Origin of the sequence: Campylobacter sp. CNRCH_2013_0855 (assembly GCF_025773025.1) — a bacterium.
GTDB lineage: Bacteria > Campylobacterota > Campylobacteria > Campylobacterales > Campylobacteraceae > Campylobacter_D > Campylobacter_D jejuni_C.
Map to the genome: position 1 here is coordinate 98,949 of NZ_JAKMTE010000003.1, position 22,898 is coordinate 121,846.

Here is a 22,898-nt window from a genome sequence, read left to right on the forward strand (position 1 = left end):
GCAAAAATGATAGGTTTAGAAAATTTAGGTTTAGAAAATATCGGACAAGTTTTTCATAATCTTAGTTATGATGAGCTTTTAAAACACGAAAAAAACAATAATGAAGGTGTATGTACTAAAAATGGTACTTTTAGTGTGGATACGGGAATTTTTACCGGAAGAAGTCCTAAGGATAAATATTTTGTAAAACAAGATCCTTCACAAAAATATATTGCTTGGGGTAAGATTAATCAACCTATTAGTGAGGAGTTATTTGAAAAACTTTTAGCAAAAGCTAAAAAACAACTTAGTAATAGTGATATTTATATCCAAGATGCATATTGTGGAGCTTCGTTAAAAAGTCGTAAAGCTGTGCGTTTTGTAACGCAAATTGCATGGCAAGCGCATTTTGTAAAAAATATGTTTATTCGCCCAAAAGAAGAAGATCTTAAAGAGTTTAAGCCTGATTTTGTAGTATATAATGCTTGTAAATGTGTGAATGAAGATTATAAAAAAGATGGTTTAAATTCAGAGGTTTTTGTCATTTTTAACATAGAAAAAAATATAGCAGTAATTGGTGGAACTTGGTATGGTGGAGAGATGAAAAAAGGAATTTTTTCTATGATGAATTATTGGCTTCCACTTGAAAATAAACTTTCTATGCATTGTAGTGCTAATGTTGGAGAAAAAGGCGATGTGGCGCTTTTCTTTGGGCTTAGTGGTACAGGTAAAACTACTCTTTCAACTGATCCAAAAAGAAAATTAATAGGCGATGATGAGCATGGTTGGGATGATGAGGGTGTGTTTAATTTTGAAGGAGGTTGTTATGCAAAATGCATTAACCTTGATCCTCAAAGTGAGCCAGAAATTTATGGGGCAATCAAACAAAATGCACTTTTAGAAAATGTAGTTTTAAAAGATGATTTAAGCGTTGATTTCAATGATGGTTCTAAAACTGAAAATACTAGAGTTTCTTATCCGATAGAGCATATTTTAAATCACGAGCCAAGCCTTAGTGCAGGTCATCCTAGTAATATCATTTTCCTTTCAGCGGATGCTTTTGGTGTTTTACCTCCGGTTAGTAAGCTTAGTAAAGAACAAGCAATGTATTATTTTCTAAGTGGTTATACTGCTAAAGTAGCAGGTACTGAAAGAGGTATTACTGAACCTGTTGCGACTTTTTCAGCTTGTTTTGGAGAAGTGTTTTTGCCATTACATCCAACTGTTTATGCAAAACTTTTGGGCGAAAAAATCAGTAAGCATAATGTGAATGTTTATCTGGTAAATACCGGTTGGAGCGGTGGAACTTATGGTGTAGGTAAAAGAATGAGCATTAAAGCTACTAGAGCTTGCATTAATGCGATTTTAGATGGTAGCATACAAAATTGTGAGTTTGAAAACTATGATTTATTTAATCTTGCAGTTCCAAAAGAATTAGCGGGTGTAGAAAGTAAGTTATTAAACCCTGTTAATACTTGGGAGGATAAAAAAGCTTATGAAGAAACTAAATTAAAGCTTGCAAAAATGTTTATAGAAAATTTCAAACGCTATGAAGATGTAAAAGAAGGAGCAGAATTTAAATTAGCTGGTCCTACTATCTAAAAAGAGTTAAGCTCTTTTTAGAATAGTGATTCAGGATTGATTTGGGTTTCTTTATTTTTTGGAAGCTCAAATCCACCTAACATATGAAAATGTAAATGAAAAACTTCTTGCCCGCTATTTTTCCCACAATTTGTGATTAATCTATACCCACTTTTATCAAGTCCTAAAAGAGTAGCTAGTTCTTGGATAAATTGTGTCATTTCACTCATTAATTCAGGTCTTAATTCTTGAAAGTTTTCAAAATGTTCTTTTGGAATGATTAAAATATGAATAGGTGCTTTAGGATTGATATCATGAAAAGCTAAAAATTTTTCACTTTCTAAAACTTTATTAGCAGGAATTTTTCCTTCTACGATTAGTTCAAATACGGTTTTTTCTCTCATTTAGTAATCCTTTTTTTGTTATTTTTTGCTAATTTTAAATAATTTTACATTAGAATGTTTAAAAAAAATTTAGTTGGAGCTAAAATTGCAAGATATGATAGAAAAAATTGCTTCTGTAAATACTTTAGCAGAGCTTGAAAATATAAAAGTAAGTGTTTTAGGAAAAAAAGGTATTTTGACTTTAGAATTTGCAAAGTTAAAAGATTTGCAAGGTGAAGAAAAAAAAGAATTTGCCAATGGTTTAAATAAAACAAGAGATGAATTTAATGAGGCTTATCAAATAAAATTAAAAGAATTAGAAGAAAAAGCTTTAAATGAAAAAATGAAACAAGATGTGCAAGATTTTAGCTTTTTTGATGAAACTTCAAATGCAGGTGCTTTGCACCCAATCATGCAAACTATGGATAAAATCATAGAATATTTTACAGCTTTAAATTTCAGTATAGAAAAAGGGCCTTTGATTGAGGATGATTTTCATAATTTTGAAGCATTAAATTTACCACAAAATCATCCTGCAAGAGATATGCAAGATACTTTTTATTTTGAAGATAAAACCTTGCTTAGATCTCAAACTTCTCCAGTGCAAATTAGAACTATGCTATCTCAAAAACCACCTATTAGAATGATAGCACCAGGTGCAGTTTTTAGAAGAGATTTTGATATTACTCATACCCCTATGTTTCATCAAGTAGAAGGACTTGTGGTAGAAGAAGGCGATAAGGTAAATTTTGCAAATTTAAAAGATATGCTAGAGCATTTTTTAAAACATATGTTTGGCGATGTAAAAGTGCGTTTTAGACCAAGTTTTTTTCCATTTACAGAGCCATCTGCTGAAGTAGATATTTCTTGTGTGTTTTGTAAAGGTTGTGGATGTAGGGTTTGTAAGCAAACAGGATGGCTTGAAGTTTTAGGATGTGGCGTTGTTGATCCTAATGTTTATAAATTTGTTGGTTATAAAAATGTAAGTGGCTATGCTTTTGGTTTGGGTGTGGAGCGTTTTGCTATGCTTTTACATAAAATTCCTGATTTGCGTTCTATGTTTGAAGGTGATTTAAGATTATTGGAGCAATTTAGATGATTATTAGTAGAAATTGGTTAAATGAATGGATTGATTTAAGTGAAATATCAACACAAACTATAGTAAATACTTTAAATTCTATAGGATTGGAGGTTGATAGTTTCAAAAGTGTTAAAGCTCCCCAAAAAGTTGTAATAGGTAAGGTTTTAGAAAAAGTTAAACATGAAAATTCAGATAAATTGAATATTTGTAAAGTAGATGTTGGGAATGAAATTTTACAAATTGTTTGTGGCGCAAAAAATGTTGATAAAGATCAATTTGTAGCCGTATCTTTAGTAGGTGCAGTGCTTCCTAGCGGACTTGAGATAAAACCTGCCAAACTTAGAGGGGTTGAATCTATGGGTATGATTTGCTCTTCTAGTGAGCTTGGTTTTGGAAAAAGCAATGAAGGTATTATGGTTTTAGATGAAAGCATGGGGGAGTTGGTTTTAGGAAAAGCTTTAAATGATTATGAACTTTTTAATGATGAATTAATTGAAATAGAACTTACTCCAAACCGCGGGGATTGCTTGAGTTTATATGGTGTTGCTAGAGATTTGAGTGCAGCACTTGATTTAAATTTAAAAGAATTAAACCCTTTAAAAGAAAGTGAAAATAGCGTAGGTATAGGAAGAATACTAAGTGTTAAAAATCAAAGTGATGTTGAAGGATTTTTTGCTTATAAGGCACTAGAGATTAAAGAAGAATTTAAGTTAAATATCACGATACAAATTCGTCTTGCTTTGATTGAAGCATATAAAAATAACAACATAGAAAATCTTTTAACTTATGCAACTCATGCAAGCGGAGTGATTTTTTGTGCTTATGATTTTCATAAGCTTTGTCAAGAATGTCAAATCGATGAAAAGATTGTTTTAGAGATTAAAACTCAAGAACATGGAGAATATGGGGTTTATTATAAAGATGAGTTGATTGCTTTAGCAGGTATAGAGCAAGAAGATAAATTTAAAATCAATGATGAGAGTAAAATCATCATTATAGAAGCAAGTTATACTCATCCTCAAACTATAGCAAATGCAATAGCCTTTTATAAAAAGAAAAATGACATTATATATCGTTCTTTAAGAGGCAGCGAGCCTAAGCTTTCTTTGGGAATGGAGTATTTATTTAATGAGTGCTTAAAAATTAGTGCAATGAGTGTTTTTTCAGGAAGCCAACAAGTTTTTAAAGAAAATGAAGCAAATATTATTGGGATTTTTGGTGCAGAGGTTGATAAAATCATTGGTATGCCTATAGATAAAAATAATTTAGTCAAAATTCTTAAAAAACTAGGCTTTGAAATAAGTGTGGTAAATGATGAACAATTTAATATTAAAATTCCACTTCACCGTAGTGATATAGTAAATATAGCTGATATTAGTGAAGAAATAGTAAGAATTATCGGTATTGATAATATCCCATCAAAAGCTTTAGAATTTAAAGAAAAAAATCGTTTAAATCAAGTATATTTTGATTATCAAGAGCTTAAAAATTTAAGATTAAAAGCAAGTAACAATGGATATTTTGAAAGTGTGCATTATGTTTTGGATAATGAAGAAGAATTAAGTCAGCTAGGATTTAAATGTATTAAAAACAAACTCATTAATCCTATTACTAACGAACTTAATACTTTAAGAAGTACTTTGATAAATCATCTTTTAAATGCAGTAAGCTTTAATCTAAGAAATTCAAAAAAGAAAATTAAACTTTTTGAGTGTGGTAGTGTTTTTGATGAGTTTTCAAATGAGCATACTAAATTTGCGATGATCTTTAGTGGCTACAAAGAAGAAGCTAAAATCACAAATAAGGCCAAGCCTATTTTAGTGGATTTTTATACTTTTTTAGCAGAATTAAAGAGCATTATAGGTGAGTTTAGTTTGCAAAAATCAGAATATGCATTTTTAAGCCCATATGAGCAAGCAAATGTATACAAAAACGGCAAGCGTGTAGGTTTTGTAGGTAGAGTGCATTTAAGTATAGAAAATAAAAGAGATTTGGTTAAAACTTATATTTGTGAGCTTGATTTAGAAGGCTTAAAACAAGACTTTAAAACTGCTAAAGCTTATTCTAAATTTCCATCTATGAGCAGGGATTTAAGTATAGTTATACCTAAGGGTTTTGAATATGAAAAAATCAAACACACTATTGCTAAATTAGATATTGAAAGATTAGAAAGTTTTAGAGTAGTAGATTTATATACAGATGAGAATTTAGGCGATTTTTATAGCTTGACTATTAATTTAGTATTTAGAGATTTTGAAAAAACCTTAGAAGATAATATTATTCTTGGATATATTGATAAAATCATCAAAGCTTTAGATGATGAACATGGTTTAAAACTTCGATGAAAATCAGTCCTATTTCATCTTTTAAAGTAGAGCTTGAAGATATAGCTTCTGATAAGTCTATATCTCATCGCTTTGCTATCTTTTCTTTGTTTACCCAAGGAACTTGCAAAATTAAAAATTATTTAAAAGCCCAAGATACCTTACATACCTTAGCAATTATTCAAGCTTTGGGAGCTGAAGTTGAAGAAATTAATGGATTAATTTATATTAGAGCTCCAAAATATATAAAATCTCCAAATTGTGTTTTAGATTGTGGCAATTCAGGTACAGCTATGAGACTTTTAATAGGTCTTTTAAGTGCTATCGAAGATGAATTTTTTGTACTTAGTGGAGATTGTTATTTAAATGCTAGGCCGATGAAGCGGGTAAGTGAGCCTTTGATGAGTTTAGGAGCTAAAATTTATGGAAGAGCTAATGCAAATTTAGCACCTATTTGTATACAAGGAGCCAAGTTAGAAGGTTTTGATTTTAGTAGTAATATTGCCTCAGCTCAGGTAAAATCAGCTTTAATTTTAGCAGCTTTATTTGCCAAAAAAGAAAGTTATTTTAAAGAAATTGATCTTTCAAGAGATCATAGTGAGATTATACTTAATAAAATGGGAGCTTGCATTGAATATTTAAATGAGGATAAAACTTTTATTAAAATAAATCCTTTAAAAGAAAAATTAAAAGCATTTGAAGTATGTGTACCAAATGATCCATCATCAGCCTTTTATTTTGCCTTAGCCGCTTGTATTTTACCTCATTCAAAAGTAGTTTTAAAAAATGTTTTGTTAAATAAAACACGCATTGAAGCCTTTAAAATTTTAGAAAAAATGGGTGTAAAAATTACTTATAATACTACTAATGAAGATTTTGAAAGTATTGGAGAAATTTATGTTGAAAGTGCGCCCTTAAAAGCGATAAATGTGAGTGAAAATATCGCATGGTTGATTGATGAAATTCCAGCTTTGGCTATAGCTTTTGCTTGTGCAAAAGGAAAAAGTACTGTAAAAAATGCTAAAGAATTACGCGTAAAAGAAAGCGATAGAATTAAATCAATTGTATTAAATTTGCAAAAATGTGGCATAAAAGTAAAAGAATTTGAAGATGGTTTTGAAGTAGAAGGTGGCGAAGCTAAAAGTGCTAAAATAGAAAGCTTTGGAGATCATAGAATTGCGATGAGCTTTTTAATTTTAGGTTTAAGATGTGGAATGGAAGTAGATGATAGCGAATGCATTAAAACTTCTTTTCCAAATTTTATTGAGATTTTAAAGCAAATAGGAGCTAAAGTTGGAGATTGAGCTAGCAAAAAGTTATGGATTTTGTTTTGGAGTAAAAAGAGCCATTAAAAAGGCTGAGCAGATTAAAGATGCAGCTACTATAGGCCCTTTAATTCATAATAATGAAGAAATCACAAGACTTTGGAAAAATTATAATGTTAAAACATTAAATGATATCAATGAATTAAGCACAGAAAAAAAAGCCATCATTAGAACCCATGGAATTACAAAACAAGATTTAGAAAAATTAAAGCAAAAAGACATGGAAATTTTTGATGCTACATGTCCTTTTGTGACTAAACCTCAAAAAATTTGTGAACAAATGAGCAATGAAGGCTATGAAGTGGTAATTTTTGGCGATGAAAATCATCCTGAAGTAAAAGGGGTTAGAAGTTATGTAAGTACTAAGGCTTATGTAGTGCTTGATGAAAAAGAATTGCTTGATATTAAATTGCCTTCTAAAATTGCAGTGGTATCACAAACTACAAAAAAAGTAGAAAAATTTATGGAAATTGTAAATTATTTAATGCTCAGGGTTAAGGAAGTGCGTGTTTTTAATACTATATGTGATGCAACTTTTAAAAACCAAGAAGCAATCAATGAACTTGCCAAGAAAAGTGATGTAATGATAATAGTTGGAGGAAAAAATTCAGCCAATACTAAGCAACTTTTTTTAATAGCAAAAAATTACTGCGAGGATAGCTATTTAATCGAAAATGAAAAAGAAATTCAAAAAGAATGGTTTAGTGGTAAAGAAAAATGTGGTATTAGCGCGGGTGCTTCTACACCTGATTGGGTGATTAATTTGGTTTTGGAAAAAATCAAAGAATACACCAAAATTAACTAAGTTTAAAGAAAACAATACTATAATCAAGAATTAAAATTTAAAACAAAGGACCACGATGAGCGAGGTGAACAAAAAAGTTCAAAACAGACTAGAGGATATTATCATAGAAGAAGATTTTGAGCAAATGCTTGAAGAATCTTTTAAGTCTGATGAGGAGGCAACTACACAGGGTATAATTGTCGTGATTAAAGGCGATGAGGTATTTGTAAATGTAGGGCAAAAATCAGAAGGTATTTTGGCAATAGAAGAAATTCAAAACGACAAAGGCGAATTTATCTTCAAAGAAGGCGATACATTAGAAGTTGCTATAGTGGGTTCTCGCGGTGGCAGATCTTTACTTTCTCACAAAAAAGCTTTAAGAAAGCAAAAAGTTAAAGAATTTATTGATAATTATAAAGATGATGAAAGTATGTTTGATGTAAAAATCATTGGTAAAAATAGAGGCGGTTTTGTAGCTGTGGATGAAAATGGAGTAGAGTTTTTCTTACCAAAATCACAAAGTAGCTTTAAAGATTCAAATAACATCATCAATAAAACCTTTAAAGTTAAAATCATCAAAATAGATAAAGAAGCTCAAAGTATAGTAGTTTCTAGAAAAAAAATAGTAGATGAAGAAAGAAAAAAACGCAAAGAGATTATCTCAAATGTGTTAAATCAAGAGGAAATCATAGAAGGTACTGTTAAAAAAATCACTACTTACGGTATGTTTGTTGATGTGGGTGGTGTTGATGGTTTGGTTCATTATAGTGAAATTTCTTACAAAGGGCCAGTAAATCCTAGTTCATTATATAGTGAAGGCGATAAGGTTCCTGTAAAAGTGATTAAATATGATAAAGATAAAAAACATCTTTCTTTATCTATCAAACTTGCTATGCCTGATCCTTGGGATGAAATTAAAGATGGTTTAGAGGTTGGTGACACCATTAAGGTTACAGTTTCAAATATAGAACCATATGGTGCTTTTGTTGATTTAGGAAATGATATAGAAGGATTTTTACATATAAGTGAAATTTCTTGGGATAAAAATGCTAAGAATCCAAAAGATTATATTAGCGAAGGTCAAGAGCTTGATGTGGAAGTGATTGAGATTAATGCTAAAGAAAGAAGACTTAGAGTTTCTTTAAAAAATTTATTAGCAAAACCTTTTGATGAGTTTTTAAAATCACATAAAGTAGGTGATGTAGTAAAAGGTAGTGTTACTTCTGTGACTAATTTTGGTGCCTTTGTAAAAATTGCAAACTTAGAAGGTTTATTGCACAATGAAGACGCTTCATGGAATAGAAACGATAAATGCAAAGATATGTATAAAGTTGGTGATGTTATGGAAGTTAAAATCATCAAGCTAGACAAAGAAAATCAAAAGATTTCTTTAAGTACTAAAGAATTGCAAAAAAGCCCTGTGCAAGTTTATGCGCAAAAACACCAAGTAAATGATATTATCTCAGGAAAAATTAGAGATATTAAGGATTTTGGAGTTTTTGTGGAGCTTGAAGAAGGTGTTGATGCGCTAATTCACAAAGAAGATTTAGGTAATATTGATTTTTCAAGTTTAAAAGTAGGCGATACAATAGAAGCTTTAATTGTTTTCATTGATGAAAAGAAAAATAGAATTCGTTTAAGCGTGAAAAGTCTTGCAAAAATGAAAGAAAGAGAAGCGTTAAATGAAATCAATGATAATGATAAAGTAACTTTAGGTGATATTATCAAAGATCAACTTTCATAATAAAAAATGAAAAAATATACCCTTTATGGTATTTTAGGCTTTTTAAGCTTAGCTTTATTTGTTGCTTTTGTTTTTATGGTGAGATATTTAGATGTTGGAAATCTATCTATCTCACAAAATGTTAAATATTCTTTTGATGAGATAAAAAAAGAATTGCCGCAAACTTGGCAAGATAAACTTTCAAATCTTAAAATCAACGACTTCTCTCCAGCGGCAAATGAATTTTATATGAGTTTTAATATGGATGATTCTATAGTAAAGCCAAAGCAAAAATTCTATATGCTTGATGTGAATAAAAATGATGTTTATTCTATGTTTTGTTTAAAGCAAACTTTGCATTCTTTTTTTATTAAATATACTTTAACACAGAGTAAAGATGAAGTTGCGATTTATTTAGATACAGATAATGAAAAAGTTTTAAATGCACTGATCGACAAATTAAAAATTTACAACATAAATGCAAAATTAAAGGAGGTTTGGTTATGAAAAAAATTATTGTATGTGATGCAATATTAGACAAAGGTGTAGAGCTTTTAAGAAAAGCTGATGATGTAGAGCTTATCGAAGCGGCACATTTACCTAAAGGTGAGCTTTTGACAAAATTAAACGATGTGGATGTGGCTATTACTAGAAGTTCAACGGATGTGGATTTGAAATTTATCAATGCATGTTCTAATTTAAAAGCTTTAGTTAGAGCAGGTGTTGGGGTTGATAATGTTGATATAGATGAATGCTCTAAAAAAGGCATTATAGTAATGAATGTGCCAACGGCTAATACCATAGCAGCGGTTGAACTTACTATGAATCATTTATTATGCTCTGCAAGATCTTTTGTAAATGCTCATAATTTTTTAAAAATACAAAGAAGATGGGAAAGAGAAAAGTGGTATGGTGTTGAGCTTATGAACAAAACTTTAGGGGTTATAGGTTTTGGTAACATAGGTTCAAGAGTAGCTGTACGTGCAAAAGCTTTTGGTATGAAAGTTATATCTTATGATCCTTATGTGGTAGCTTCTAAAATGACTGATTTGGGTATAGAGTGTGTGAATTCTTTAGATACAATCTTAACTCAAAGTGATTTTATTACCATACATACACCAAAAACAAAAGAAACAACAGATATGATTTCTTTTGAAGAAATTTCTAAAATGAAAGATGGTGTAAGATTGATCAATTGTGCTAGAGGCGGTCTTTATAATGAAGATGCTTTGTGCGAGGGGTTAAAAAGTGGTAAAATAGCTTGGCTTGGCATAGATGTATTTAATAAAGAACCTGCAACTAATCATCCATTTTTAGACTTTGAAAATGTTTCTGTTACTTCTCATCTTGGTGCAAATACCTTAGAAAGTCAAGAAAATATCGCTATTCAAGCATGCGAGCAAGCTTTAAATGCTGTAAGAGGAATTTCTTATCCTAATGCTTTAAATTTACCAATTAAAACTGAAGATTTGCCAAGTTTTGTAGCACCTTACATTGAGCTTATTTCTAAAATGGGCTTTTTGGCTGCTCAGCTTGATAAAACTCCTATTAAGGCTATTAAACTTGAAAGTGAAGGACAAATTAGTGAGTATAATGAGTCTTTGCTAACTTTTGCAACAGTGAGTGTTTTAAGAGGAATTTTAGGTGAAAATATTAATTATATTAATGCGCATTTTGTAGCTAAAGATAAGGGTGTGGAACTTTCTTCTTGTATTTTACCAAGTAGTGGTTATAGTAATAAAATCACCATAAAGGTAATTACAGATAATTCTAATCTTTCTATTTCAGGAACTATTTTTGGTGAAAACGAACAAAGGATAGTAGAGTTAAATGGTTTTGATGTAGATTTTAAACCTAAAGGGAAAATGATAATTTTAAACAATAATGACATACCAGGAGTTATTGCTAATGTTAGCGGAATTTTAGCTAAAAATAATGTCAATATAGCTGATTTTAGACTTGGTAGAAATGGCTTTGGAAAAGCTTTGGCTGTGATTTTGCTTGATACAAAAATTTCAAAAGCTTTGCTTGAGGAATTAAGAGCTATTGATGCTTGTATTTTTGCAGAATATGCAGAAATTTAAGGCTTTTTATAAGCCTTAATTGTTACAATTATTTTTTAATTTTAAAATTAAGGAAAATATATGGCTTCTTATGGAATGGGAGATTTAAAAAAAGGTTTAAAAATAGAAATTGATGGTATTCCTTTTAAAATCGTAGAATATCAACATGTAAAACCAGGAAAAGGTCCTGCTTTTGTGCGTATTAAAATTAAATCTTTTATTGATGGTAAGGTTTTGGAAAAAACTTTCCATGCAGGGGATAAATGTGAATCTCCAAATTTAGAAGAAAAACAAATGCAATATCTATACGATGATGGTGAAAATTGTCAATTTATGGATACTCAAACTTATGAGCAAGTTGCAATTAGTGATGAAGATGTGGGTGAAGCTAAAAAATGGATGCTTGATGGAACCATGGTAGATGTTTTATTTCACAATGGAAAAGCAATTGGCGTGGAAGTACCTCAAGTAATGGAGCTTAAAATTATTGAAACAGCGCCAAATTTCAAAGGTGATACTCAAGGTTCAAACAAAAAACCAGCTACTTTAGAAACAGGTGCAGTAGTGCAAATTCCTTTCCATGTGCTAGAAGGGGAAGTAATCCGTGTTGATACTGTGCGTGGAGAATATATAGAAAGAGCAAATAAATAAGCTAAGTTGTCTTAGCTTATTTATTATTTAGCCTTTTATTGAGTTGCCACCAATTTATTTTATAATATAACTCATGAAATTCTTTATGGTATTTATCTAAAATAATTTCTTGACTTGTGTTTTTGATTGAAGTGTTTTTTTCAAAAAAATATCCTTTATTTGTAATATATACACCTTTATCATCAATCCACAATGCATCATTTATCCCAAATTCTAGTTTTTCGTTTTTAGCTAGACCTAATATATTTCTTCCGCCCATGCTAATATATTCTACGTTACTAAGACTTATATTATATAAGGTCGGAAATACATCTTTATGTGATCCTACTCTATTTTTATCATAATGAATATTATATTGTAGTATTTTTGGGATGTATAAATAAAAAGGAACACTATAAGAAAAAGCTTTTGCATTATTTAGATTATTTTTCAAATCTCTTGTTCTATGATCTCCTGTTGCGGCTACAATAATCTTGTCTTTTAGCTCACTATGTTTTATTTTGCTTAAGAATTTTCCAAATTCATTGTTTGCATAAGTATATGCTTTTAATATAGCTAGTTGTTTTTTATGATTATATGGAAGAAGATTTAATAGTTTATTTGGTATTTGATCATGATTAATCTTTATATTATAATCTAAATATGGAGGATGATTTGATATTGTTAGGGCAATGATTAATGTTTTATATGGATTATCTTGCAATATTTCATAAGCTTTTTTATATAAAAATTCATCGGCTACTCCATAACCATTTTGCGTTGTTTTAGCTTGAGGATAAGAATTAACTATACTATTTTCATCTATAATTTCATCTACTCCTTGTATTTTTAAATACTCTTTTATATTTTGCCAAGATCCATTTCCAGCACTTATAAAAATAACCCTATAACCTGCTTTTTTATAAATTTCAATAGGAGTAAGAGGTAGTTTTATTGTTTGAAATTTACTAGTTGAAATATTTGAAAATGGACTGATAAATAATAAATTTGCCAAACTAGGTATAGTTCCATTGCTTGATGATAAAAATCTCTTAAATAAAAAATCTTCCTCAAAATGTTGCTTTAGTTCACCTAAAAAATTTATTTTTTCAGAACTATACTCATTAATTTCTAAACCAAAACTTTCCATTATATTTAAAAAAATACTTGGTTTTGTAGTATCTGCTATAGGGTTGTTTTGACTTATATCCATATAAGGAAACAATTTACTTTGAATTTCTTTTGCAGTGTTATCATCAACTGAGGGTATTTTTTGTTCTTCTTTGTATTGTTTATGAGCCCAAGCAAAAGTCATTATAGGATTTAGCATAGTATCATTTACAACTTTAAATTCGCTAAAGGAATAGTTTTGTACATTAATAGCAACATGTTTAAATGGTCCCCTAAGAGCTAAAATGTATATAAAAATTAAAATGATATTTAAAAATAATAAGGTATGAATTTTATAGTTGTTTTTGGTAGTTTTATAATATAAAATTTTTAAATTTAAAAATACACAGCATAAAGAAATAAATAAAGCTAAAAATGAAATTTTTAAAATAGGGTAATCATTATAGATGATATCTAAAATAGTGCTAATATTGTCATTTTTTATACTAAATAAAAAAATATTAAATTTGTCATTATAAAGTTCGTAGTAGTAATATTTTGCAAAAGAAAAAATTATACTTATAATAGCTATAAATGCTATATAAATACTTGAAACAATGCTATATAGTCTATATACCCCCCCCCGTAAATATCACTAGTTTTTTGTGGTTAAGATGAGAAATTATTAAAGAAAGAAATCCACAAAACAAAAGCGGTAAAAAAGCAACACTTAAAAATCTTATGTCATGATAAATTCCATAAAAATACATTTTTAATATATCATAGAAATTATTTTGTATGATTTTTTGTGAAATAAAATCATTTTGCATGAAAAGCCTATTAATAGTAAAGATGCTTATAAATAAAAAGCAAAAGATAATAATTTGAATGAGCGTTTTTTTCATTTTTTCTCCTATAAAAATTTTAGTTTTCCAATTTCATCTCTAAGCATTGCTGCTTTCTCAAACTCAAGGTTTTTAGCTGCCTCTAGCATTTGTTTTCTTAATTCTTTTACTATTTTAGCACGTTCTTTTGCAGGCATTTTTTCAAGTTCTTTGCCTTTGCGATAAATTTCTCCTTGTTCAAGTTCATGTTTTAAACTTTCTTCTATGTTTCTTTTTACTGAGGTTGGTGTGATGTTGTGTTTTTTGTTATAAGCTTCTTGTAAAGCTCTTCTCTCATTGGTGGTATCGATAGCTTCTTGCATAGATTTTGTGATTTTTTTAGCAAAAAGTAATACTTTTCCATTGACATTTCTAGCTGCACGTCCCATTGTTTGAATGAGTGCAGTGGTACTTCTTAAAAAGCCTTCCTTGTCTGCATCCATAATCGCTATAAGGGAAACTTCAGGTAAATCAAGTCCTTCTCTTAAAAGGTTAATCCCGATTAAAATATCAAAAGCACCGCTTCTTAGGTCACGGATGATTTCATTGCGTTCTATTGCATCAATTTCTGAATGCATGTATTTTACTTTTAAGCCAAGCTCTAAGTAGTATTTACTAAGTTCCTCAGCCATTTTTTTAGTTAAAACGGTTATTAAAACTCTTTCATTACGTTCTATAACTTTTTTAGCTTCATCGTATAAAATTTCAACTTGATTTTCACTATCTTTGATTTCTATTTTAGGATCTAAAAGCCCTGTTGGACGCATAATTTGATAAAAAATATTTTCTTTGCTTAATTCTAGTTCTAAAGGCGCAGGTGTAGCTGAAACAAATAAAAATTTACAATTTTTATTAATAAATTCATCAAACATCAAAGGTCTATTATCTAAGGCACTTGGCAAGCGAAAACCATAATCAACCAAAGTTTGCTTTCTACTTCTATCCCCTGCAAACATTCCGCGAAATTGTGGTAAAGATACATGGGATTCATCTACAATGACTAAAAAATCTTGGTTTTTAATGGCAAAATAATCAAAAAGCGTATAAGGTGTATCGCCGCTTTTAAGTCCTGTTAAATGCAAAGCATAATTTTCCACTCCTTTGCACATGCCAGTGCTTTGAAGCATCTCAAGATCAAATTCCACTCTTTGTTTTAGTCTTTGTGCTTCTACGAGTTTATTTTCATTTTCAAAATAAGCAAGACGTTCATTTAATTCAGTTTTTATACCTTTTATAGCCTCTTTAAGTCTAGCTTCACCTACGCTAAATTGACTAGTTGGATAAAGTATAAATTTTTTTAAATCTTTACCTTTTTTATTTTCTAAGACATTATAATGATACATCGCCTCAAGTTCATCGCCAAAAAACTCAAGTCTAATAGCCTCATCCTCATAATAAGCTGGATATATATCTACTATATCTCCATTGACTCTAAAATCAGCTCTATCAAAGAAATTATCATTGCGTTTATAGCCCATATCTACAAGTTTTTTTAAAAGTTTTTTTTGATTTATTTGCATATTAAGCTCTAAAATCAAAACCATACCTACATACTCACTTGGATTTCCTAAGCCATAATTTGCTGAAACACTAGCTATACAAATAACATCATCATAACTTAAAAGTGAAGCGCTTGCACTTAGTCTTAATCTTTCCAAGTCTTCATTGGTAGAACTATCTTTTTCTATAAAAACATCCGTTCTTGGTATATAGGCTTCTGGTTGATAATAATCATAATAACTTATAAAATATTCCACGTGATTGTTTTTAAAAAAACCTTTAAATTCACTATAAAGTTGTGCACATAAGCTTTTATTATGGCTCATGATAAGAGTAGGTATATTCAAGTTTTTAATGATATTTGCCATAGTGAAAGTTTTTCCACTGCCTGTAACACCTAGTAAGGTTTGATATTTATTGCCTGCTTTGATACTTTTTACTATACCATCAATGGCTTGTTTTTGATCAGGACTTGGCTCAAAATCACTAGTAAGTTCAAACATAAATTTTCCTAACTTGTATTTTTGCTAATTTTACACAAAATTTTTTGTAAAAAATTTAAATTTTAAAACAAAAAGCTATGCAAAATTAAATTTTTTTTTGTTACAATTATGTGTTTAAAATACTCTAAAATATAAAATCAATAAAGGCAAGAAAATATGTATGATGAAAGAATAATCAACACAATGACAGATAAAGTAAATGAGCTTTTGGCTAAATATAATGAAGTGTGTGAAATAAATGAAAATTTAAGAAATGAATTAGTAAGTGTAAAAGCACAAAATGAAGCTAAAAATAATCAAATCGCGCGTTTAGAAGAAGAGCTTAAAAATAAAAATATTGAAAGCGAAGATGTGATCAAAAAAATAGAGGCAGTTCTTGGCAAACAATAACCAAAGAAAAGTTACAATTAATGTCTATGCAAAAGACTTTGTTGTAACATGCAGTAATGAATTTGCAAATCATCTTGAAGATGAAATTGCTTTAATTTCTGGAGGTACAGGCAAGATAGAGCTTGCAAATTTCATTAATGCTTTTGTAAAACTTAGCTACGAAAACTATATCTTAAAAAAAGAACTCAATAAACTTATCAATACTATCGATGAAGAAATAAAATAAATGCAAATAAAAAAAGCTTTTACATTGATAGAGCTTGTTTTTTGTATGATGATTATTGCTATTCTTAGCGTAATTGCTTATCCGTATTTTTCTTTTGGAAAAAACGATGCTAAACTCATTCAAGTAAAAAGTGAGGTGGAGCTCATCAATGCTTCTTTGTCTTTACTCAAAAATCAGTTTTTATTTAAAGAAAGTAAGGATTTTCCAACAATTTTAGATGAAGCTTTGATAAATAGCGAAAATCAAAAATTATTTGTATGTTCTAATTCTCAAAATCATAAAAATACAAAACAATGCACTTATAGTGTTTTAGAAAAACCAATCATTTCATCTAAAAAATCGTGGATGAAAACAGCAAATACTCAATATAGATTTTTCATAAATACTAAAAATTACATAGATTTTTCTTATAATAGTGAAAAGGTTTTTTTGGAATGTGTGAGTTTAAACTGTAAGGATTATGGGTTTTGAATTTTTATCAACTTGCTATTAAAGGATATTATTTAGATACCTTAACTTATGAGAGTGAGGAAGAATTTGAAATTTTAGATGAGGTGGTAGTTGATCTTGCAAGGAAAAAAAATCTTAAAGCTATAATTTTACAAAAATGCTCAAAGCCTGATTTTAAAACCCAAGCTATAAAAGAAAAAACAGGTTTTAAGCTAACGCAATACCAATACGAACTTGCTCAATTTATTGCTTATTATTATGCTAGTAAAATAGCTTTTGTTTTGGGTATGTTTGAAAGCATTAAAGAGTATAAAAATGAAAAAATTCATATAGAAAAAGCACCTAGTTTAAGTAAAAACCAACAAGAAGCTTTGGAATTTATAAAAACTAAACAAACTAGTTTGCTATTTGGTGATACGGGAAGTGGTAAAACTGAAATTTATATTAGCCTGATAAAAGAATATCTAGAGCAAGGAAAGCAAGTTTTGCTTTTAATGCCAGAAATCGCTCTAACTCCGCAAATGCAAAAAAGATTAAAAGTGTATTTTGGTGAGCATTTTTTCTTGTGGCATTCTAAAATTACTAAGAAAAAAAAGCAAGAATATTTGCAAGATTTAGCAAATTCAAAAGCTCTTTTGGTAGTAGGAGCTAGATCGGCTTTGTTTTTACCTTTTAAGAATTTGGGTTTGATTATTATTGATGAAGAGCATGATAATTCTTACAAAGCTTCTAATAATCCAAAAATCAATGCAAGAGATTTGGCTTTATTTATAGCAAAAAAAATGTATATAAAAGTTCTTTTAGGTTCGGCTACTCCAAGTGTTGTAAGTTTTTATAAACATCCTTGTTTTAGACTTAAAGGAACCTTTTTTGAAAGTAAAAAGCAGTTTTTATACGATGAGAGTGAGCTTAGTGTTTCGTCAAAATTGCTTTTAGAATTAAAAATTAGTTTAAGAAATAAAAAACAAGCTGTGGTATTTTTACCTACAAGAGCAAATTTTAGACAAATTTTATGCAAAGAATGTGCTAATACCATTAAATGCCCTTTTTGTTCTATTGCTTTGAGTTTGCACAAAAATAAAAATGCATTAAAATGCCATTATTGTAGTTTCACTAAAGAAATCGATCAAACCTGCCCAACTTGCAATGGAGTTATGCTTGAAGCTAAAAAAATGGGCACAGCAGAGCTTTGTGAGCTTTTAGAAAAAGAATTAGCTGAGTTTAATCCTATTATAAAAAGATTTGATAGTGATGAGATTAGCAGTGTAAAAAAGCTTGATATGATTTTAAAAGATTTTAATCAAGAAAAAATTGATATTTTAGTAGGTACTTCTATGCTTGCTAAAGGACATGATTATCATAATGTGGATTTGAGTGTGATTTTGGGACTTGATGAGTATTTATTTAGACCTAATTTTAAAGCTTTAGAAGAGACTTTGGCTCTTGCTATGCAAGTAGCAGGTCGTGCAGGTCGTAAGGGTGAGGGTAGGGTGCTTTTACAAACTAAGAATAGATCTTTTTTTGAAAAATATATACAAGATTATGATAGTTTTTTAAAAGATGAATTAAATGTTAGAAATGAGCTTTACCCTCCATTTAAAAGACTTTTAAGGCTAATTATTGAAGATGAGGATAAAAACAAAGCTTTAAATTTATGTGAATTTATAGCCAATAAAGTTCAAGAATTAAAACAAGTGCAATTAGTAGGTCATGGTGCTTGCGGTATTGAAATGCTAAATAAAAAATGGCGTTTTTATGTATTATTGCGTGCTAATACTCACCAAGAGCTTGTAAAATTTGAGCATTTTACTTTAAATTTTAAAAATATTACTTGCGATATAGATCCGGTTGATTTTTCTTAAAAAATATATTTATTTATAAATAATTATTATTTTATAATAAAAACAATATTTTATTTTTAATTTTAAATTTATTTTGATAAGAATATACTTTTTTAATTTCTTAAATTTAAAGGAGAGAAAATGAAAAAGTTTAGTTTTCTTACAAACTGTGTACTTTTTGGTGCTTTGCTTAATAATGCTTTAGCTTGTACTACTATTTTAGTACCAAATGAAGCAAGTAAAGATGGTTCTATGTTGGTTGCAAGAAGTGCTGATAGTAAAGCAGATAAGGCACAAGTTTTTCTAATCCATCCAAGAGTTGAAAATCAAAAAGGTATTTATAGCACTAAAGCACATCAAGGAATGAATGATTTTACTTACCCTTTACCTACTAAATCTTTTCAATATAGCACTATAGCTAATTGGCAAAGTACATTACACGGTGCTACTGGTTTTAATGAAATGGGTGTTGGGATAAGCGCTACTGAATCAATTTATGCAAAAGATGAACTTTTAAAATTTGATCCTTATAATGAGAAAAATGGCATTAGCGAAGATGATATTTTGGATGTTTTGCTTCCAAGAATTAAAAGTGCAAAAGAAGGTGTTTTATTATTGGGTGATATTATAGAAAAACAAGGAGCAGCTGAGGGCTTTGGAGTAGCTTTTGTGGATTCTAAAGAAATTTGGTATTTAGAAAGTGCCACAGCACATCAGTGGATGGCTGCAAAAATTCCTAATAATTCGTATTTTGTTAGTGCGAACCAAGGTAGGCTAAAACAACTAAAATTCAACGATGAAAATACCTTGCATTCTAAAAATTTAATAAATTTTGCCATAATACATAAAGCGTATAATCCTAAAGTGGATAAGGATTTTGATTTTTTTAAAGTTTATACAAGAAATGATGATAGAGATTTAACTTATAATTATCCTAGAGTTTGGTGGATACAAAAAATGTTTAATCCATCTTTAAATCAAGATGTAAAAAATGGTGCTAATTTTAATGTGTTTTTGCAACCTGAGCAAAAACTTAGTGTGGATGATTTAAAAAAAGCTTTAAGATCGCACTATGATGGAACAAAATATGATCCATATGCAAATTTCAATGAAAATGAAAACATTTACCGTGTTGTGAGTGTATTTAGAACTTATGAATCTCACATTATGCAAGTTAGACCGTGGCTTCCTAAAGAAATAGGTAGGTTAAATTATGTCGCAATAGGAATGGCTGATTTGAGTGTGTATTTGCCTTATTATTTTGGTAATGATGAGTTTATTGCAGGATATCAACAAGGAACAAATGAAGCTGATGATAAATCAATTTATTGGATTTATCGCAAGTTGCAAACTCTTGTAATGAGTGATTATAATAAATATGCTCCTATTGTAAAAAATGCTTATGCTAAATTTGAAAAAGACACATCTTTAAAACAAGAGGTTATGGAAAAAGAATATTTAAATCTTTATAAAAAAGATAAGAACAAAGCAAAGCAAATTTTAGTTGATTTTTCATTGCAAAATCAAATGGAAGCTAAAAAACTTACTCAAGATTTAACAAATCAAATTTTTACCCTTTTAACAAGAGATATGGATATAAAATATAAATCTCTTAATAAAAATAAAAAAGATTAATGATATAGCCCATTTTTGGGCTATAATACTCTAAAAATATTTTTAGAGTGATTTTAATGACAAGATACAAAACAAGACAAATAAAAGTAGGTGATGTTTTAATAGGTGGTGATGCTCCTATTTCAGTGCAATCTATGCTTTTTACTAAAACAAGAGATATTGAGGGTTGTTTAGAGCAGCTTAACAGGCTTTATTTTGCTGGTGCAAATATAGTGCGTTTAGCTTGTTTGGATATGGCAGATGCAAGAGCTTTAAAAGAAATCAAAGCAAAAAGCCCCTTACCTTTAATAGTGGATATACATTTTAATCATAAGCTAGCAGTTTTTTGTGCTGAATTTATCGATGGGGTGAGAATTAACCCAGGAAATATAGGCTCAAAAGAAAATATCGAAGAAGTGGTGCAAGCTTGTAAGCAAAGAAAAATTCCTATTAGAATAGGGGTAAATCATGGCTCTATAGAAAAACAATTTAGTGATAAATATGGTTATAATATAGAGGCCATGCTTGAGAGTGCTTTGTATAATATAAAATTACTAGAAGATTTGGACTTTTTTGATATTAAAATTTCTATGAAAACTTCAGATGTACAAAATACCATAAAAGCTTATGAGGCTTTAAGACCACTTTGTGATTATCCGTTTCATTTAGGGGTTACTGAAGCAGGAACTAAATTTCATAGCACGGTTAAAAGCTCGATTGCTTTAGGAAATTTACTTTTAAAAGGTATAGGTGATACAATGAGAGTTTCTATGACAGGGGAGCTTGAAGAAGAGATTAAGGTAGCAAGGGCTATTTTGCAAGATAGTGGAGTGCAAAAAAGTGGAGTAAATATCATCTCATGCCCAACTTGTGGAAGAATTCAAAGTGATTTGATTAAAGCGATTAAGATAGTAGAAGAAAAAACTAAACATATAAAAGAACCGTTAAATATAAGTGTTATGGGTTGTGTTGTAAATGCCTTGGGTGAGGCTAAGGGTGCTGATGTGGCGATTGCTTTTGGAAAAAATCAAGGTTTAGTTATAAGACATGGCGAAGTGGTAGCAAAATTAAAAGAAGATGAGCTTGTGGATAGATTTTTACTTGAGGTAGAAGATGAGGTGAAACTTAGAGAAAAAGATTAATTTTTTTCCAAGTAAGTTTTTTGCATATTTTGTAATTTTTTAGAAATTTTTATTTTATAAATACTTGGATTTTGAAGTTTTTTTAGTTTAAAATCCAAACTATCAACACTTTTTTTATGGTAATCTTGAATATTTTTCAAGTTAGGAAGCTCATAGATTAATTTTCCATCTTTAAAAATAAGCTTATGTAAATTTTTATATGTGTAGCCTTGATAATTTTTGATATTTTCATCATGTGTATATAAAATATCAAAACTTGCTTTATTGTTTTTATAGTATCTTATAAGTTTTTTAAAATGTGGCAAGGTTGTTTTGCTTGAACTTGCGCTGATTTTTATTTTAGGGATGATTTGATTGTTTTTTTCTAATGCAACAAGTTTATAAACAGCTCCAAAAATAGGCGAACTTGCTGAAGTAATAAGTTTTTCTCCAATACCAAAAGCATCGATTGGAGCTTTATTTTTTAGTAATTTTTCTATGATGAACTCATCTAAGGCGTTACTAGCTATGATTTTGCATTTTGTTAAGCTGGCAAGATCTAGTTTTTTTCTAATATATTTAGAGATTTTAAGCAAATCTCCTGAGTCAATACGGATAGAATAATTAAGCATAGAATCTTGTGCATTTAACTCATTAAAAACTAAAATAGCATTTTCAATACCTTTTTTATAATCATAAGTATCAATCAAAAGGCTTATATTATCTTTATAAATTTGACAATATGCTCTAAAAGCACTTAGCTCATCATCAAACATTTGTATCCAAGCATGGGACATAGTTCCGTTTATAGGAATGTCGAATTTTTTTCCAGCTAAAGTACAAGCACTTGTATGAAAACCACCTATAAAAGCAGCTCTAGCACCATTTAAAGCTGCACTTTCTCCATGGGCTCTACGAGAGCCAAATTCTAAAAGCAATTTTTCTTTTGCAATTTGAGCAATTCTGCTAGCTTTAGTAGCAATCAGACATTGATGATTTAAGGTTAAAAGTATGAAAGTTTCTAATAATAAAGCCTCTATTATGGGTGCTTTGATAATCATTAAAGGTGTATTAGCAAAAACACATTCACCTTCTTTAACACTTAGTATATCTCCACCAAATTTTAAAGTTGAAAGATAGTTTAAAAAATCATCATCAAATTTGTGAGTATTTTTTAAAAACTCTATATCACTTTGAGAGAAAGAAAAATGATTAATATGATTTATGATTTGTTCTAATCCACAAAAAACAGCATAAGAAGCATTATCAGGAGCTTTTCTAAAAAAAACTTCAAAATAAACAATCTGCTTATGCATATTTTTTTTAAAATATGCATAAGCCATACTTAATTCGTAAAAATCACATAATAATGAAGAATTCATATAA

The 22,898-nt window shown here is 29.3% G+C and carries 18 protein-coding genes and 1 pseudogene; 15 read left to right on the top strand and 4 right to left on the bottom strand.

Features of this window, described 5'->3' with window-relative positions:
* Positions 1 to 6 precede the first annotated feature (6 nt).
* A complete protein-coding gene (gene pckA / locus L8X40_RS02835) occupies positions 7 to 1,581 on the top strand; it encodes a phosphoenolpyruvate carboxykinase (ATP) (protein WP_263667253.1) in 1,575 nt (524 codons plus the stop codon).
* Positions 1,582 to 1,598: 17 nt separating this feature from the next.
* On the opposite strand, the gene L8X40_RS02840 is transcribed toward pckA, so the two are convergent.
* Positions 1,599 to 1,964 (bottom strand): PKCI-related HIT family hydrolase, encoded by a 366-nt coding sequence (locus L8X40_RS02840; protein WP_039626806.1) that lies wholly within the window; start codon positions 1,962 to 1,964, stop codon positions 1,599 to 1,601.
* An 85-nt stretch (positions 1,965 to 2,049) separates the two neighbouring features.
* Between L8X40_RS02840 and pheS the strand changes: the two genes are divergently transcribed.
* The 8 genes from pheS to efp are packed head-to-tail and all read left to right on the top strand — an operon-like array spanning position 2,050 to position 11,894.
* Complete coding sequence (gene pheS / locus L8X40_RS02845; RefSeq protein ID WP_087699975.1) at positions 2,050 to 3,042, top strand: phenylalanine--tRNA ligase subunit alpha; 993 nt, start codon at positions 2,050 to 2,052, stop codon at positions 3,040 to 3,042.
* Positions 3,039 to 5,369 carry a phenylalanine--tRNA ligase subunit beta gene (pheT, locus tag L8X40_RS02850; protein ID WP_263667255.1) on the top strand — a complete coding sequence of 777 codons (2,331 nt, stop codon included), beginning with the start codon at positions 3,039 to 3,041 and terminating at the stop codon, positions 5,367 to 5,369. The genes pheS and pheT overlap by 4 nt, the downstream gene beginning before the upstream one ends.
* The gene (gene aroA, locus L8X40_RS02855; protein ID WP_263667256.1) at positions 5,366 to 6,652 is read left to right on the top strand and encodes a 3-phosphoshikimate 1-carboxyvinyltransferase; all 1,287 of its coding nucleotides are present in this window, start codon (positions 5,366 to 5,368) and stop codon (positions 6,650 to 6,652) included. The genes pheT and aroA overlap by 4 nt, the downstream gene beginning before the upstream one ends.
* Entirely contained in the window at positions 6,642 to 7,478 is an 837-nt protein-coding gene (locus L8X40_RS02860; protein WP_087699982.1) for a 4-hydroxy-3-methylbut-2-enyl diphosphate reductase, read from the top strand. The genes aroA and L8X40_RS02860 overlap by 11 nt, the downstream gene beginning before the upstream one ends.
* Before the next feature lie 55 nt (positions 7,479 to 7,533).
* Positions 7,534 to 9,201 (top strand): 30S ribosomal protein S1, encoded by a 1,668-nt coding sequence (locus L8X40_RS02865; protein WP_263667257.1) that lies wholly within the window; start codon positions 7,534 to 7,536, stop codon positions 9,199 to 9,201.
* A gap of 6 nt (positions 9,202 to 9,207) precedes the next feature.
* Positions 9,208 to 9,687: a hypothetical protein gene (locus tag L8X40_RS02870; RefSeq protein WP_087699986.1), complete on the top strand. Its 480-nt coding sequence runs from the start codon at positions 9,208 to 9,210 to the stop codon at positions 9,685 to 9,687.
* Positions 9,684 to 11,264 carry a phosphoglycerate dehydrogenase gene (gene serA / locus L8X40_RS02875; RefSeq protein WP_263667258.1) on the top strand — a complete coding sequence of 527 codons (1,581 nt, stop codon included), beginning with the start codon at positions 9,684 to 9,686 and terminating at the stop codon, positions 11,262 to 11,264. The genes L8X40_RS02870 and serA overlap by 4 nt, the downstream gene beginning before the upstream one ends.
* 60 nt (positions 11,265 to 11,324) lie before the next feature.
* Positions 11,325 to 11,894 (top strand): elongation factor P, encoded by a 570-nt coding sequence (gene efp / locus L8X40_RS02880; protein WP_039618934.1) that lies wholly within the window; start codon positions 11,325 to 11,327, stop codon positions 11,892 to 11,894.
* A gap of 16 nt (positions 11,895 to 11,910) precedes the next feature.
* Here the strand turns inward: efp and L8X40_RS02885 are convergent.
* Positions 11,911 to 13,888 (bottom strand): annotated as a pseudogene (locus L8X40_RS02885) (LTA synthase family protein).
* An 8-nt stretch (positions 13,889 to 13,896) separates the two neighbouring features.
* A complete protein-coding gene (gene uvrB, locus L8X40_RS02895) occupies positions 13,897 to 15,870 on the bottom strand; it encodes an excinuclease ABC subunit UvrB (RefSeq protein ID WP_261545180.1) in 1,974 nt (657 codons plus the stop codon).
* A 156-nt stretch (positions 15,871 to 16,026) separates the two neighbouring features.
* Here uvrB and L8X40_RS02900 point away from each other — a divergent pair, with 156 nt between their 5' ends.
* The 6 genes from L8X40_RS02900 to ispG all read left to right on the top strand — a co-directional run bounded on the left by L8X40_RS02900 (position 16,027) and on the right by ispG (position 21,533).
* Complete coding sequence (locus tag L8X40_RS02900) at positions 16,027 to 16,260, top strand: hypothetical protein (protein ID WP_012661890.1); 234 nt, start codon at positions 16,027 to 16,029, stop codon at positions 16,258 to 16,260.
* The gene (locus L8X40_RS02905) at positions 16,247 to 16,486 is read left to right on the top strand and encodes a hypothetical protein (protein WP_012661889.1); all 240 of its coding nucleotides are present in this window, start codon (positions 16,247 to 16,249) and stop codon (positions 16,484 to 16,486) included. Before L8X40_RS02900 ends, L8X40_RS02905 begins: the two co-directional genes overlap by 14 nt.
* The gene (locus L8X40_RS02910; RefSeq protein ID WP_214100300.1) at positions 16,487 to 16,957 is read left to right on the top strand and encodes a type II secretion system protein; all 471 of its coding nucleotides are present in this window, start codon (positions 16,487 to 16,489) and stop codon (positions 16,955 to 16,957) included.
* Positions 16,954 to 18,798 (top strand): primosomal protein N', encoded by a 1,845-nt coding sequence (locus tag L8X40_RS02915; RefSeq protein ID WP_263667262.1) that lies wholly within the window; start codon positions 16,954 to 16,956, stop codon positions 18,796 to 18,798. The genes L8X40_RS02910 and L8X40_RS02915 overlap by 4 nt, the downstream gene beginning before the upstream one ends.
* A 120-nt stretch (positions 18,799 to 18,918) precedes the next feature.
* Positions 18,919 to 20,412 carry a C69 family dipeptidase gene (locus L8X40_RS02920; protein ID WP_263667263.1) on the top strand — a complete coding sequence of 498 codons (1,494 nt, stop codon included), beginning with the start codon at positions 18,919 to 18,921 and terminating at the stop codon, positions 20,410 to 20,412.
* A 56-nt stretch (positions 20,413 to 20,468) separates the two neighbouring features.
* Positions 20,469 to 21,533 (top strand): flavodoxin-dependent (E)-4-hydroxy-3-methylbut-2-enyl-diphosphate synthase, encoded by a 1,065-nt coding sequence (gene ispG, locus L8X40_RS02925; RefSeq protein ID WP_391530075.1) that lies wholly within the window; start codon positions 20,469 to 20,471, stop codon positions 21,531 to 21,533.
* Here the strand turns inward: ispG and L8X40_RS02930 are convergent.
* Positions 21,530 to 22,894, bottom strand: coding sequence for a nicotinate phosphoribosyltransferase (locus tag L8X40_RS02930; protein WP_214100303.1), 1,365 nt, complete (start codon positions 22,892 to 22,894; stop codon positions 21,530 to 21,532). The genes ispG and L8X40_RS02930 overlap by 4 nt on opposite strands.
* Between the last annotated feature and the right edge of the window lie 4 nt (positions 22,895 to 22,898).